Raw genomic sequence first — 13,235 nt, forward strand, 5'->3', positions numbered from 1 at the left:
GTGCAGGGCGGGTGGGGGCAGGTCCCCGTGAGCGTCGCCGCGCACGTGGGCTGCACGGGCACGATCCAGCGTGTCCTGTTCGATCGGGGGCGCATCGTCGGCATCGACACCACGAACCGGGTGTTCACCGTGCATCAACGCCGGGCGATCATCGCCCGMGACAAGGAGTGCCTGATCCCGGGCTGTCACGTTCCGGCGTCCTGGTGCGAGATCCACCACGTCACCGAGCACGCCAGAGGCGGCCCCACCCATACCGACAACGGTGTTCCGTTGTGCTGGTGGCACCACCGCTCCCTCGACACCTCCGGGTGGGAGATCCGCATGCACGACGGCATCCCCGAAGTCCGCGGACCCGCCTGGTGGGACCCCGCCCGACGATGGCGCACACCCACCCTCAGCGAGGCACGCCGCCCCCGTCATGCCGCCCGTTCGTTCGCGCGCGCGAGCTGACGCTCACGGATGACCGTCGTGCGTCAGCGGAACTCGACGAGACCCGCGTGAGCGGCCGTGACGAGGATCTGCACGCGGTCGCGAACGTGCCACTTCGACATGATGCGGCCGAGATGAGCCTTCACGGTTCCCTCGGACACGATGAGAGACCGGGCGATCTCCGCGTTGGACATGCCCTGCGCCAGACGCTGCAGGACCTCCTGCTCACGGTCCGTCAACTCCTCGAGGGTGCCGTCCGTGGCGATCGGCTCGTTGTCGCGCACGTGCTTGATGAGGAGGGATGCGATCCTCGGCGACAGCGAGCTCGCCCCGCTGTACACCTCGCGCACTGCGGCGACGATGCTCGCAGCGCTGGAGTCCTTGAGCATGTACCCCGACGCGCCCGCGCTCAGCATCGGGAGCACCGTGTCGCTGCCGTCGAGGGTCGTCACCGCGAGGATCTTCACCTCGGGCCAGCGCTCGCTGATCACCGCCGTGGCCTCGATGCCGTTCATCTCAGGCATCTGCACGTCCATCATCACGACATCGGGACGCTCGCGCTCGACGGTGTCGATGCCTTCCAGGCCCGTCTCGGCCTCCGCGATGACGGTGATCTCGGGGTCGCGAGACACGAAGTGCGAGAGCGCTGAACGCACCAGGGGGTCGTCGTCGACGATCACTACGCGGATATCGGGCATGGAGAGAGCCTAACCGGGTGGACCCCCGGATGTGGAGGGCTAGACCTTTGGCCATTGAGGTCTAGCTGAAAGACAGATGTGCCCGCCGCAGATCACCGAGAGGATGAACTCATTACTTCACAAAAGTTCAACTACGGAGGTGAATTTCTATGACTTTCTGGCAGCAGGTTGGTCACTTCTTCGGTCTCTATCGCTAATCTACCTGGCGAATAGGAGATACTGAAGCATGGCTTTCGACCCCCCGAGTCGAGACCGCTCCGACATCCTTCGCCTCGTGCGAGGTGAGAAGCTGAGCGCGATCGAACGCATCGCCGTCCTGGCGGTGGTCGGCATCATCGTCCTTCTCGACGTCATAGGCCTGTTTCTCCCCCCAGGGGTGGACCCCCTGGCGGCAGCGGTCAGCATCGCATCCACGGGATTGCTGGCCTTGTATCTCTGGTCGCCCCTCATCGCAAGTTGCGTCACCGCAGCTGTCTTCGCGGTGTCCTTCGTCTCCGGAACGGAGACCCAGGTGCTGACGGTCGCCGCATTCGCGGCCGGCCTGATCATGCGACTGGGCTGGACGTCGCTGATCCTCTCCTACGCCGGAGTCTTCCTCCTCGCGTCCGCCGTCGTGGCGTACGCCGAGACGGAGGATCCGGTCAACGTCGGCATCTACCTCATCCTCGCGGTCGTCTCGGGCGCGGTCGGCTACGCACTGCGTCTGGCCTTCGCCCGAGGCCGCAGACTCGAGGTCGAGCTCGCCGAGAAGGCGGAGCAGGAACGTCAGGCAGTCCTCGCCGAGAGGCGATGGATCGCCGGTGAACTGCACGACAGCATCGCGCACCACCTGACCGTCGTCTCGCTGCACGTGCAGATGCTCGACGACGACACGGCGAGCGCGTCTTCCCAGGAAGCCATCCGCATCGCCGCCCGCAAGGCCATGACCGATCTCCGGTTCGTGATCGACCTCGCCGACGACGGCCCCCGTGCGTCCGGCATGCCGGCCGGCGACCTCGCCGCCTCGATCGAGGAGGCCGCAGAGGAGTTCGAGTCCGCCGGCCACACCGTGCGCGTCGACGGCGACCCCGCCGACGAGCGCATCCCCCGCGCCGCGGAGATCATCCTCGCGCGCATCATGCGGGAATCCGCGACGAACGCCCTGAAGTACGCCGGTCGCGGCGAGATCGCGATCGACCTCGACGTGAGCGACGACTCGGCCGCCCTCACCGTGAGCAGTCCCCTCTCCGCCACTCCCCGCCGGGAGCTCTCGTCGAGCCGCACCGGGATCGGACGCATGGCCGAGCGCGTCCTGGGTGCGAGCGGAACGTTCGACGCCGGAGAGATCGACGGCCGCTGGGTCGTCTCCGCGCAGCTCCCCATCGCTCGCAGTTGACGGAGGCTCGCTCGCAGCGCCCCGGACAGCGTCCGCCGCACCCGAATCTGCGCGGAAACGAGCGGATAACGCGGAAATACTAGCCAAAGGTCTAGGTCAGGTCTCGACTCAAGACCGTGTTCCATGGTGTATCCCGGCGCTTACATTGGTATCACCCCAGAAATAGCGCATCCCCAGCGCTGTGATCGCGAGCGCGGTCTTTGGAATCTGATCCCCATCGCGCTCGCGATCGGCTTCTCTCAGAAACGAGAGGATGCGATCGCCCGGAGGCTCATCCTCCGACGGCGCGCATGTAGTGGCCGTCCGTCGATATGCCGGATGCCGCCACGGTGAAGCGCACGACCTCGCTGAGGTACCGGTCCTCCGAGGCCTCGAAGATCCGACCGTTCGCGTCGCGCGAGGTCCGGCTCAGTCGCAGGATAGGCGTCCCCTGCGGCACCCGGAGGAGCGTCGCGTCCTGCTCGTCCGCCGCGACCGCATCGATCTGATGCTGGAGTCCGACGATCGGATGTCCCACCGATGCCAGGTACTCCGTGATCGAGACCTCGTCCGGGTCGATCTCGAACAGGCGCCGCCCTGCGGCCTCGGTGAAGAAGAGGCGCTCGAGCATCGTCGGACGTCCGTCCAGAAGGCGGAGGCGCACGACCCCCACGATCGTGTCGTCGGGGGAGACCCCGAGGGCCTCGGCGCGGTCGCCCGCCCGCCGCAGGCTGAGCTCCTGGGTCTGCGCACCGGGAGTCACGCCGAGCTCTCGCGCCCAGCGCGTGAAGGGCACCGACACGTCGACGGCCTGGCTCGCCTTGACGGCGACGACCCGCGCCGGCCGTCCTCGCCCGGTCTCGATGAGTCCCTCGCCGCGGAGGGCCGCGAGGGCGTTCCGGATCGGCCCTCTCGAGGTGCGCCACCGTTCGGCGAGCTCGGACTCCGTCGGCACGTCGTCACCGGGACGCAGGACGCCGCCGAGGATCTGCTGCCTCAGCTCGTCGGCGATCTGGGTGTATACAGCTTCTGCCACATAGGCATACTACTTGGCGCGGCATCCGTCGAGCCAGCGTTCTGAGACCGTTCATCCCGACGAATCCCGGGTGAACGGCGCCTGAACTCTTCCAAGTTAGGTACATATCTCCGTCGAGCGAGTGTCAGAGTGGCATGTGGATCACCTCCCTCACCCTGAAAGGTCCTCATGAAGCTCCGCGCTCTCCCCGTCCTCGCCGGCGCCGCGATCCTCGCGCTCGGCCTCGCCGCCTGCTCCGGTTCCGCAGAGGCCACCGGCAACGCCGGTGCTGAGGACACGTCCTCCGGCAGCGGCTTCGCCGTCGATGAGAACACCCTCGTCTTCGGCGTCGTCCCCGACTCGGTGGACACCGAGACCAACTACCAGCCGCTCATGGACTACATCGCCGAGATCTCCGGCAAGACCGTCGAGTACCACGAGTCCACCGACTACGCCGCGCTCATCGAGGCAGCCGTCGCCGGCAAGGTCGACGTCGCGTCCTTCTCCGGCTTCACGTACGTCACCGCCACCAACAACGGCGCGAAGCTGACCCCGATCTCCTCGATCGTGACCGAGGAGGGCCAGGAGCCCGGCTACTACTCGCAGGCGATCGTCCCCGCCGACAGCGACATCGACAGCATCGAGGACTTCGCCGGCAAGAAGGTCTGCTTCGTCGACCCGTCGTCCACGTCGGGCTACCTCTTCCCCTCCTACAACCTGCTCGAGGCGGGCGTCGACCCGAAGACCGACATCACCCCGGTCTTCGCGGGCAAGCACGACGTCAGCGTGCAGAAGGTCGGCGAAGGCGTCGAGTGCGAGGTCGGGTTCGCCGAGGACTCCGAGGTCGAGAAGTCGGATGCCGTGAAGGTCATCGACGAGACCATGGTGCCCGGTGCGCCGCTCGTCTACTCGTCGACGCTGCCCGACGACGTGTCGTCGGCACTCATCGACGGCCTCGCCGAGATCACGATCGACGACATCATCGCGGCCGGCATCGACAGCGCCGACACCGACTCGTTCCGCAGCGTCTTCTACGCGACCAAGCCGGTCGACGACGCGTACTACGACCTCATCCGCGACATCTGCAAGGAGACCGAGGCGGAGCAGTGCAAGGCCTGACGAAGGCCCACTGACCCCACGGTCCCCGAGCGCCCTTCGCCTCTCACCGGGTGAAGGGCGCTCACCCGCAGAGACTCTGCACGACACCACCCCGAGCACGACCTTCCAGGAGAGAGACCTGACATGAACGCGGCAGCCGATGCCCTGATCCGCCTCGACGGCGTGACCAAGACCTTCGGGTCGACCACCGCACTGAAGGGCGCCTCGCTGCAGGTCGCGCGCGGCGAGATCGTCGTGCTGCTGGGCCTCTCCGGATCCGGCAAGTCGACCCTCCTGCGGCACCTCGACGGCCTGGAGGTTCCGACGTCCGGGTCGGTCGAGGTGCTCGGCCAGCAGGTCCCGGCCCTCAAGGGCAAGGCTCTGCGCTCGCTGCGCAGCCGCGTGGGCTTCATCTTCCAGCAGTTCGAGCTCGTTCCCTCGCTGACGGTGCTCGAGAACGTCCTCACCGGCTCGCTCTCGTCGGTCACCGGCCCCCGCCTCGGACTCTGGGGCTACGCGAGGTCGTCGAAGCTGCGCGCCCTCGAGCACCTCGATCGCGTCGGGCTCCTCGATCGCGCCTACCAGCGCAGCGACACGCTCTCCGGCGGTCAGCAGCAGCGCGTCGCCATCGCCCGCGCACTCATGCAGAAGCCCGACATCCTGCTCGCCGACGAGCCGGTCGCCTCGCTCGACCCCGAGTCCAGCGACCAGGTCATGGCGCTCATCCGCGAGATCGCGGCCGACGAGGGCCTGACCGTGGTCTGCAGCCTGCACCAGGTCGACCTCGCGATCTCGTGGGCCGACCGCATCGTCGGCCTCCGGCACGGCGAGGTCGTGCTCGACACGCCGACGACCGACCTCACCAAGGCGGAGGTCATGGAGATCTACGGCCGGGTCGCGACGTCGACCGCCGAGATCCAGGCCGTCGAGCTCGAACTCGCGGTGAGCGCGGCCGACGTCGCCCCCGACGCGGCGCCGGTCCCGTGACGCTCCTCGAGGCACCCGCGGGCCGCGCCCCGCAGGGCAGGGGCGCCGATGTGGGGGCGCGCGCGCCGAAGCGCCCCGTCCCGCCCGAGCGCATCGCGGCATCGCTGACGCTCGTCGCCCTCGTCGTGCTCGGTGTGCTCGCCGTCAACGAGGTGGGCATCTCGATCCCCGCGATGGTGCAGAGCTGGGGCAACGCCGAGAACTTCATCGCCCGGGTGGGTGGCCTGTCGTTCCCCGAGCCCGGCGACCTGGCCTGGCTGATCGCCCTCACGGTCGGGCTCGTTCTCGTCGGCACCCTGCTCGCGGCGGTGCTGTCGGTGCCGATCGCCTACCTCGCGGCGGCCAACACCACGCCCGGCACCGGATGGCGCGCCGCCGCCCGGTTCGTCGGGGTGCTGACCCGTGCGCTCCCCGACGTGGTGCTCGCCATGGCCTTCGTGCTCATGTTCTCGCTCGGCACCCTCCCCGGCATCCTCGCGATCGGCATCCACTCGATCGGGATGATCTCGAAGATGTTCGCCGACGCGATCGAGCAGATCGACGAGGGGCCCCGACTCGCGATCCGTGCCGCCGGCGGATCGAAGCTGCAGGAGTTCACCTCCGGCATCCTGCCGCAGGTGCTGCCCAGCTGGGTCGCCACCGTGCTGCACCGCAACGACATCAACCTGCGCGGCAGTGTCGTGCTCGGCTACGTCGGCGTCGCGGGGCTCGGCCTCGAGATGTCCTACGCGTTCAAGGCGCTGAACTACGGCAAGGGCCTGGGCATCGCGCTCGTCATCTTCATCCTGTGCATCGCGATGGAGGTCGTCTCCAGCATGGTGCGCGGCGCCATGCTCGGCACGCAGAAGCACACCCGCTCGTGGATCGACCGCATCCTCCACCCCCGTCTGCAGGATGCCGGCGCGGCGCCCGCCGGGCACGCCGACCGCCCCGCCTGGGCGGCCACACCGCAGACCGCCGTGCGCCGCCCGTGGACGGCCGAGCGCGTGCGCACCGCCATCGGCGGCGTCGTCGCCGTGCTCGTCGTGGTCGGCAGCGTCGTCGTCAGCCAGATCAACTGGGGCGACTTCTTCACCTTCTGGGCCAAGCTGCCCGAGGTCGCGGCGAGGTTCTGGCCGCCGTCCTTCGGCAGCTACGACGCAGCCGTGATGGTCTCCGCCATGGTCGACACGGTGGCGATCGCCCTCGCGGCGACCGTGCTCACCCTGCTGCCCTCGCTGCTGCTCGGATCGCTGGCCGCGAGCAACGTCGCGCCGAACTCCGGCATCCGCGGCGCCGCACGCTTCCTGCTCGTCGGCATCCGCGGCATCCCCGAGCTGATCCTCGCGATCGTGCTCGTGGTGATCACCGGACTCGGCGCGCAGGCGGGAGTGATCGCGCTGGCGATCGGCGGCATCGGACTGCTCGGCAAGCTCATCGCCGACTCGTTCGAGGAGGTCGATCGCGGGCCGGAGCGCGCCCTCAGGGCGGTGGGCGCCACGCGCCTGCAGACCTACGCCTCGGCCACCGTGCCGCAGGGGATGCAGGCCCTGATCGGTCACAGCTTCTACATGTTCGACACGAACATCCGCGCGGCGACCATCCTCGGCATCGTCGGCGGCGGCGGGGTCGGCTACTACCTGCTGAACGCCAGCCAGGGCTCGCGGTACGAGACGGTCACGGCGATCGTGCTGATGATCCTCGTCACCGTCCTGGTGGTCGAGGGGCTCGCGATGTGGATGAGGAAGGTGTTCCGGTGAGCGACACCGCTGACCTCGTCGTCGTCGGATCTGGCATCGTCGGCCTCGGCGCCGCCTACGCGGCTGTGCGCCGCGGACTGAGCGTCATCGTCGTCGACCGCACCGACGCACCCGTCGGGGCGACGATCCGCAACTTCGGGCACCTCTGCATCGGGGCGCAGGGCGGCGATGCGCGGCGGTACGCCGATGCGTCGCGCGAGCTGTGGCTCCGGCTGGCGCGCGACGCCGGGTTCTGGCTCCGCGAGTCGGGCACGCTCGTCGCGGCCCGCCACGACGACGAGCTGGCGGTGCTCGCACAGGCGTCCGTCGACGGCGGCATCCGGATGCTGGATGCGGACGAGCTGCTCCGCCTCGCCCCGCTGCGCGCGGAGGGGCTCGTGGGCGGTGCGCACATCGAGACCGACCTGCAGACCGATCCGCGCTCGGCGGCCGGCGCGATCGTCCGCCATCTGGCCGAGTCCGGCGTCGAGTTCCGCTTCCGCACCGCCGTCACGGCGGTGGAGCGGGGCCGGGTGCAGACGACGCGGGGACCGATCGGCGCGGGCGCGATCGTCGTGGCGACGGGGCACGACATCGACCAGCTCCTGCCGGGCGTCGCAGAGGAGGCGGGGGTCGTGCGCTGCGCGCTCGACATGATGCGCGCCGCCGTGACGCTCCGGCATCCGCTGTCCGCCCCGCTGCTCACCGGGTGGTCCCTCGTGCGCTACGGCCGATTCGCGGACTCGTCGTCCGCGGCCGTGCTGCGCGAGCGGCTGCACGGGGAGCGTCCCGATCTGGCGGCGCTCGACCTGAATCAGATGTACACGCAGCTGCCGGACGGCACGCTCATCATCGGCGATTCGCACACGGCGGCGGTCTCGCCCGCGCCGTTCCAGCCCGAGGCCGCGTTCACCGCGTTCCTCGCCGAGGCTGAGGCGCTGTTCGAGATGCCGGCGCCGCGCGTGCTCGAGCGCTGGCAGGGCGTCTACGCCACGGCGCCGCAGGACTTCCTCATCGATCGGGTCGACGAGGGGGTGCTGGTGCTCGCCGCGACCACCGGCATCGGAATGACGACGGGGCTGGGGCTCGCCGAGGAGAATCTCACCGCCGCCTTCGGGTGGACACCCGCGATGGAAGGAACATCATGACCGCTGCACTCGAGATCACCAGGACCGAGCTGGTGGTGCTGGACATGGCCGGCACCACCGTGGTCGACGACGGCATCGTCGAACAGGCCTTCCAGCGGGCGGCGGAGCGCACCGGCGTCGCCGAGCGGATGCCGTGGGACGACGCGCTCGACTACGTGCGGGTCACCATGGGCCAGTCCAAGATCGACGTCTTCACGCACCTCGCGGGCGGGGACCGGGAGGCGGCGGCGCGTGCGACCGCCGCGTTCGAGGGCGCCTACGCCGAGATCGTCGACGAGCAGGGGGTCACCGCGATCCCCGGAGCGGCCGACGCCATCCGCGAGCTGAAGGACGCCGGCCTCTCGGTGGTGCTCACGACCGGGTTCGCCCCCGTGACGCGCGATGCGCTTCTCGACGGCCTCGGCTGGCGCGGACTCGTCGACCTGGCGCTCTCGCCCGTCGACGCCGGTCGCGGTCGCCCCGCGCCGGACCTCGTGCTCACCGCCGTCCTGCGCACCGGGACCTCGGCGGTCTCCGCCGTTGCGGTGGTCGGCGACACCGTCAGCGACGTGGAATCGGGCCGCCGGGCCGGCGCGGGCTTCGTGGCCGGCGTCCTCACGGGAGCGCACGACCGCGACGCGTTGACCGCAGCGGGAGCGGATGCGGTGCTCGCCGACGTCGCGGCGCTGCGCGGCGCCCTCGCCGAGCGCGACCTGCTGCCCCTCGTCGCCACCACCTGAGGCGGTGCGACATGGGCACTGTGCTGGTGCGTCCCCCCGGTCATCGCCGCGACGTCGCGCTGCGGCCTGCGGCTGTGGCCATGGTGTGGATCGGCGAAGGACACCCCCACGAGATGATCGCGGTCCCGGGCGTGGCCCTGGGCGATCGCGACATCCTCGTGGCGGTGGAGATGTCGACCATCTGCGGCTCCGACGTGCACACCGTGCACGGGCGGCGCTCCGCGCCCGTGCCTCTCGTGCTCGGCCATGAGTGCGTGGGGCGCGTGATCGCCACCGGCGACTGCGGCGCGGAGGCGGTCGACGGCTCGCCGCTGCGCATCGGCGACCGGGTGGTGTGGTCGGTGACGATCTCGTGCGGCTCCTGCGACCGGTGCGTCCGGGGTCTCACGCAGAAGTGCCGGACGCTGGGCAAGTACGGCCACGACCGCATCGGCGTCCACGGCGACCTCACCGGCGCCTTCGGGAGCCACGTGCAGGTGCGCGCCGGGACCGCCGTCGTGCGGGTGCCGGAGTCGCTGCCCGCCTCGGTGCTCGCGCCGGCGTCGTGCGCGACTGCGACGGCGTGGGCGGCGGTCGCGCGCGCGGCCCGCGACCAGGACCTCGACGGCGCCGCGGTGCGCGTGCACGGTGCCGGGCTCGTGGGGCTCACGGCCGCCGCGATCGCCGCGGATCTCGGCGCGGCGGTCGAGGTGCTCGACCCCAATCCGACGCGTACGGCGCTCGCGTCGCGCTTCGGCGCGGCACCTCTCGACCGCGAGCCGGACGTCGTCATCGAGGCCTCGGGGCACGCGGTGGCGGATGCTGTCGCGGGGGTCGCCACGGGAGGGACCGTCGTGCTCGTCGGCAGCGTGTTCCCGGCCGATCCCGTGCCTCTCGACGCGGAGGACATCGTGCGCCGGCTCGTCACCGTGACCGGAGTGCACAACTACACGGGACAGGAGCTCGCCGAGGCCGTGGCGTTCCTCGCCGGGCGCGGCAGGGCATACCCGTTCGCCGACGCCGTCGGAGAGGTCCGTCAGCTGACGGCGATCGACGACGCGATCGCCGCGGCATCCGTCGCCGACGCGCCGCTGCGGATCGGACTCGTCCCGAGCCGCTGACGGGTCGGTCGGGGTCGTCGGGCCGCGCTCGGTGGGGGCCGTCGGGCCGCGCTCAGTCCGGGGACGACGCGGTGCCGACGCGGCGGGGCCCTGGCTGGCGCAGACCCTCCGCATGGAATGCGAGGAGCCTGGTCGCGGTGTCGACCGTCTCGTCGAGGATCTGCTGAGGGTCGCCCTCGAGCGCCAGCATCCGGTGTCCGATGCCCTCGGTCGACGCCCAGCCGACGTAGACGGTGCCGGCCGCGTGCCCGCCGTCGCCACCGGGACCGCCCACGCCCGTCGTCGAGACGCACAGATCGGCGTCGAACAGCCGCCGTGCTCCGTCCGCGAGCTGCTCGGCGCATTCGGCCGAGACGGGGTCCGTGCCGGGAGTGAGGCCGAGCAGCCGCTCCTTGATGTCCGTGAAGTACGCCACGACGCCGCCGGCGAACCACTCGCCCGCGCTCTCGCCGGCGCCGATCGTGTTCGCCAGACGTCCCGAGGTGAGGGACTCGACCACGCACACGCGCAGTCCGCGCTCGCGGGCGACCTCGCTCAGGCGCTCCAGCTCTCGATCGATCGTCATCGTCTCTCCCTCGTCGTGGACGGCGTGCTGTCCGGGCGTCCTCACCGGCTCCCCAGTGACCGTAGAGGCGGCCGCGGGCACGGAACACGGGGATTGACAACCCGCGGTGCTCTCGTCAAGCCCCTCGATCCCCCCACCGCCGAGCGGGACTGTGAGGCCACAGCAAGTGAACGGAGGTACCTCGTGTCCATGCAGGGGAGCGAGAAGGAGGGCGCCCGCGACACCGTCGGCATGCGCGCCGTGTTCTGGATCTGGGCCGGTCTGATCGCCTCAGGCCTCGTCGTGATGATCGTCACCCCGCTGGCAGGTCGATGATCATGCGCAGAGCAGTTCGCGACAACGGCCTCAGCATCTTCTTCCTGGCGCTCTTCGTGCTCGCGCTGGTGGGGCAGTCGATCGCCGGGTTCCTCCGCAACGGCGCCGAGCTGGCGAATCACGGCCAGCCCCCGATCGGATTCGGCGAGTTCGTGACGTCGTCGGACTTCCTCGTCGACGTCGCGGAGAACTGGCAGTCCGAGTTCCTGCAGTTCTTCCTGTTCATCGCCGCGACCATCTGGCTGATCCAGCGGGGCTCCCCGGAGTCCAAGAAGCCCGGTGACGAGGGGCCCGGCTCCGACGCGGATCAGCGCGTCGGCAGTCACGCGCGGCGCGACTCCCCGCGCTGGGCTCGGGCGGGGGGCGTGCGCGCGACGATCTACGGGAACTCGCTGCTGACGGTCATGGGCGTGATCTTCCTGCTGTCCTGGCTCGCTCAGTCGCTGGCGGGCACCGTCGTGATGAACGAGGAGAACGCCATGCACGGCGCCGCCGCCATCACGTGGCTGGACTACATCTTGTCGTCGGACTTCTGGGACCGCACGCTGCAGAACTGGCAGTCCGAGTTCCTGGCGGTCGGCACCATGGTGGCCTTCTCGATCTACCTGCGGCAGCGCGGATCAGCCGAGTCGAAGCCGGTCGGCGTGCCGCATCACGTCTCGTCGGCGGAGTCCGAGTGAGTCGGCGCGTCGGTGTGCACCGAGGCCTCCTCGGAGTAGTCGGGGTGCGGCGGCTGCAGGGGCTGGTCGGAGTACTCGCCGCCGAGGCGACCGCCGTACGGGCGTCCGTGATCGGCGTACTCGTCCCGCGCGAACACCAGCTCCCACGGGCCGACGGTGAAGCTCGCGCCGGTGCGCAGCGTCTGGCTGTGGTCGCCCGGATGCGTCGCCGTGGCGTCCGGGTTCGAGTTCATCTCCCCGGCGCCGTGGAGCTCGAGGACGTACTCGTCGCGGTCGTCATGCGTGATGGTCGCGTGCACCGGGTCGGAGTCGGCGAGCCGGAGCTCGTTGTCGGCGGCCGAGCCGATCCGCACGACATCCGCCTCGAGAGCGAACTCGGCGCGCTCGCCGTCGCGCCGGACGCGCAGCCGGGGGTTGCCGGCGCCGAACTCCGCGTGGGTCGTGGTGGGGACGTAGCCCTCGTCGGGGCGGTCGTCGATGTGGCGTGCGTTCATGGTCAGGCCTCCTCGCAGTCTGCTCCCACCGTAGGCCTGGCGCCCGATCGTCGCGAGGGGGTTGACTTCACTGCGCCGCCTCCCTGATCGCATCCGCATCGTCGTCCGACACGTGGCCGTCGGCGCCCGCCGGCGGGACCATGTCCTCGGGGACCAGGGTGATGCCGCCGGTGCTGTTGGCCGAGTTGGCCATCGCCGCGATCCATTCCGGACGCAGCTCGACCGGCTCGGCCTCGTCGAAGATGAAGCGCAGCGGGATGGACGGGTGCAGCCAGATGGTGGTGCGACCGTGATCCTGACCCTCCGGGTGCCGCCAGCTCAGGGTGAAGCTCTCGTTGCGTCGGAGCTTGGTGGCGATCACCACCTTGAGGTGCGCGAGCGCGCGATCTTCGATCGGGATCGGGTTGTCCGCACCGTCGTAATAGATCATTCCCATAGGATCGACGCTACGCCGATGATGACGGCGCCGACAGCCGTTGTCGGGCGGCGTGCGTGACGGAAGAACAGCAGAGGAGAGGCCTTCATGGGCAAGTTCATCTACGAGGGCAGCGTGAAGAGCGAGATCGAGGACCGCGCTCTCACGCACCTGCAGCTCGTGATCACGGCCAAGCTGCGTCGCGCGGAGCCGTTCCCCTTCAGCTGGCGCGAGGACGCCAGCGTCGGCGGCGGACGCACCACGGTGTGGATCCAGCCCGGCAGCTCGCTCGTCTTCAAGTACTTCGGGAGCCGTCAGCCCTCCATCAACCGCGCCTGGATCGAGGCGCTCGCGTTCACCGCGAACTCGCCGAGCGGCCTCTATCTCGTGCCGGAGCCGCAGGAGACCCCCGGCGCAGGCGGCGCAGCCTCGGAGACGTCGGCTCCGCCCCTCTGACCCGGCCGTTCGCGGCGTTCCCTGTCAACCCCCTCCCGAGGGGT

Annotated in this window: 16 protein-coding genes; 11 read left to right on the forward strand and 5 right to left on the reverse strand. The window is 70.0% G+C overall.

Going from position 1 to position 13,235, the window contains the following annotated elements:
• Positions 1 to 450, forward strand: a 450-nt coding sequence (locus tag A4X16_RS18055; RefSeq protein WP_197491796.1) for an HNH endonuclease signature motif containing protein, incomplete at its 5' end; no start/stop codon positions are given.
• Positions 451 to 473: 23 nt separating this feature from the next.
• Here A4X16_RS18055 and A4X16_RS07460 read toward each other — a convergent pair.
• Positions 474 to 1,127, reverse strand: a complete 654-nt coding sequence (locus A4X16_RS07460) for a response regulator (protein ID WP_231880301.1) — start codon at positions 1,125 to 1,127, stop codon at positions 474 to 476.
• A 226-nt stretch (positions 1,128 to 1,353) separates the two neighbouring features.
• Here A4X16_RS07460 and A4X16_RS07465 point away from each other — a divergent pair, with 226 nt between their 5' ends.
• Positions 1,354 to 2,502 (forward strand): sensor histidine kinase, encoded by a 1,149-nt coding sequence (locus A4X16_RS07465; RefSeq protein WP_067118724.1) that lies wholly within the window; start codon positions 1,354 to 1,356, stop codon positions 2,500 to 2,502.
• 271 nt (positions 2,503 to 2,773) lie between these two features.
• Here A4X16_RS07465 and A4X16_RS07470 read toward each other — a convergent pair whose 3' ends face one another.
• Entirely contained in the window at positions 2,774 to 3,517 is a 744-nt protein-coding gene (locus A4X16_RS07470; protein WP_067118727.1) for a GntR family transcriptional regulator, read from the reverse strand.
• 168 nt (positions 3,518 to 3,685) lie between these two features.
• On the opposite strand from A4X16_RS07470, the gene A4X16_RS07475 reads away from it, so the two are divergent.
• From A4X16_RS07475 to A4X16_RS07500, 6 genes are all read left to right on the forward strand, one after another.
• On the forward strand, positions 3,686 to 4,615 hold the full coding sequence (locus A4X16_RS07475; RefSeq protein WP_067118730.1) for a phosphate/phosphite/phosphonate ABC transporter substrate-binding protein: 930 nt from the start codon (positions 3,686 to 3,688) through the stop codon (positions 4,613 to 4,615).
• A 123-nt stretch (positions 4,616 to 4,738) separates the two neighbouring features.
• Positions 4,739 to 5,581, forward strand: coding sequence for a phosphonate ABC transporter ATP-binding protein (phnC, locus tag A4X16_RS07480; RefSeq protein ID WP_067118733.1), 843 nt, complete (start codon positions 4,739 to 4,741; stop codon positions 5,579 to 5,581).
• Complete coding sequence (gene phnE / locus A4X16_RS07485) at positions 5,578 to 7,320, forward strand: phosphonate ABC transporter, permease protein PhnE (RefSeq protein ID WP_067118736.1); 1,743 nt, start codon at positions 5,578 to 5,580, stop codon at positions 7,318 to 7,320. The genes phnC and phnE overlap by 4 nt, the downstream gene beginning before the upstream one ends.
• Positions 7,317 to 8,447: a TIGR03364 family FAD-dependent oxidoreductase gene (locus tag A4X16_RS07490; RefSeq protein WP_067118738.1), complete on the forward strand. Its 1,131-nt coding sequence runs from the start codon at positions 7,317 to 7,319 to the stop codon at positions 8,445 to 8,447. Before phnE ends, A4X16_RS07490 begins: the two co-directional genes overlap by 4 nt.
• A complete protein-coding gene (locus A4X16_RS07495) occupies positions 8,444 to 9,166 on the forward strand; it encodes a phosphonatase-like hydrolase (RefSeq protein WP_067118741.1) in 723 nt (240 codons plus the stop codon). Before A4X16_RS07490 ends, A4X16_RS07495 begins: the two co-directional genes overlap by 4 nt.
• Positions 9,167 to 9,177: 11 nt before the next feature.
• Positions 9,178 to 10,266: an alcohol dehydrogenase catalytic domain-containing protein gene (locus A4X16_RS07500; protein WP_067118744.1), complete on the forward strand. Its 1,089-nt coding sequence runs from the start codon at positions 9,178 to 9,180 to the stop codon at positions 10,264 to 10,266.
• Between the two features lie 52 nt (positions 10,267 to 10,318).
• Here the strand turns inward: A4X16_RS07500 and A4X16_RS07505 are convergent, their stop codons facing one another.
• On the reverse strand, positions 10,319 to 10,831 hold the full coding sequence (locus A4X16_RS07505; RefSeq protein WP_067118940.1) for a CinA family protein: 513 nt from the start codon (positions 10,829 to 10,831) through the stop codon (positions 10,319 to 10,321).
• Positions 10,832 to 11,014: 183 nt separating this feature from the next.
• Between A4X16_RS07505 and A4X16_RS18405 the strand changes: the two genes are divergently transcribed.
• Entirely contained in the window at positions 11,015 to 11,146 is a 132-nt protein-coding gene (locus tag A4X16_RS18405) for a hypothetical protein (protein WP_269454894.1), read from the forward strand.
• Between the two features lie 2 nt (positions 11,147 to 11,148).
• The gene (locus A4X16_RS07510; protein WP_067118943.1) at positions 11,149 to 11,826 is read left to right on the forward strand and encodes a DUF6766 family protein; all 678 of its coding nucleotides are present in this window, start codon (positions 11,149 to 11,151) and stop codon (positions 11,824 to 11,826) included.
• Here the strand turns inward: A4X16_RS07510 and A4X16_RS07515 are convergent.
• Together A4X16_RS07515 and A4X16_RS07520 are read right to left on the reverse strand one after the other, a co-directional pair.
• Positions 11,799 to 12,320 carry an FHA domain-containing protein gene (locus tag A4X16_RS07515; protein WP_067118747.1) on the reverse strand — a complete coding sequence of 174 codons (522 nt, stop codon included), beginning with the start codon at positions 12,318 to 12,320 and terminating at the stop codon, positions 11,799 to 11,801. The genes A4X16_RS07510 and A4X16_RS07515 overlap by 28 nt on opposite strands.
• 67 nt (positions 12,321 to 12,387) lie before the next feature.
• A complete protein-coding gene (locus A4X16_RS07520; RefSeq protein ID WP_067118750.1) occupies positions 12,388 to 12,756 on the reverse strand; it encodes a DUF7882 family protein in 369 nt (122 codons plus the stop codon).
• 87 nt (positions 12,757 to 12,843) lie between these two features.
• Here A4X16_RS07520 and A4X16_RS07525 point away from each other — a divergent pair, with 87 nt between their 5' ends.
• Positions 12,844 to 13,191, forward strand: coding sequence for a DUF7882 family protein (locus A4X16_RS07525; RefSeq protein WP_067118753.1), 348 nt, complete (start codon positions 12,844 to 12,846; stop codon positions 13,189 to 13,191).
• Positions 13,192 to 13,235: the final 44 nt, after the last annotated feature.

This window comes from Microbacterium sp. H83 (assembly GCF_001650405.1).
Taxonomy (GTDB): Bacteria; Actinomycetota; Actinomycetes; order Actinomycetales; family Microbacteriaceae; genus Microbacterium.

Bases quoted from the DNA above. Each gene is read 5' to 3' on its own strand.
- A4X16_RS07495 (WP_067118741.1), top strand. From the start codon at position 8,444: ATGACCGCTGCACTCGAGATCACCAGGACCGAGCTGGTGGTGCTGGAC.
- A4X16_RS07520 (WP_067118750.1), bottom strand. From the start codon at position 12,756: ATGGGAATGATCTATTACGACGGTGCGGACAACCCGATCCCGATCGAA.
- A4X16_RS07500 (WP_067118744.1), top strand. From the start codon at position 9,178: ATGGGCACTGTGCTGGTGCGTCCCCCCGGTCATCGCCGCGACGTCGCG.
- A4X16_RS07460 (WP_231880301.1), bottom strand. From the start codon at position 1,127: ATGCCCGATATCCGCGTAGTGATCGTCGACGACGACCCCCTGGTGCGT.
- A4X16_RS07505 (WP_067118940.1), bottom strand. From the start codon at position 10,831: ATGACGATCGATCGAGAGCTGGAGCGCCTGAGCGAGGTCGCCCGCGAG.
- A4X16_RS07510 (WP_067118943.1), top strand. From the start codon at position 11,149: ATGCGCAGAGCAGTTCGCGACAACGGCCTCAGCATCTTCTTCCTGGCG.
- A4X16_RS07525 (WP_067118753.1), top strand. From the start codon at position 12,844: ATGGGCAAGTTCATCTACGAGGGCAGCGTGAAGAGCGAGATCGAGGAC.
- phnC (WP_067118733.1), top strand. From the start codon at position 4,739: ATGAACGCGGCAGCCGATGCCCTGATCCGCCTCGACGGCGTGACCAAG.
- A4X16_RS07475 (WP_067118730.1), top strand. From the start codon at position 3,686: ATGAAGCTCCGCGCTCTCCCCGTCCTCGCCGGCGCCGCGATCCTCGCG.
- A4X16_RS07465 (WP_067118724.1), top strand. From the start codon at position 1,354: ATGGCTTTCGACCCCCCGAGTCGAGACCGCTCCGACATCCTTCGCCTC.
- A4X16_RS07515 (WP_067118747.1), bottom strand. From the start codon at position 12,320: ATGAACGCACGCCACATCGACGACCGCCCCGACGAGGGCTACGTCCCC.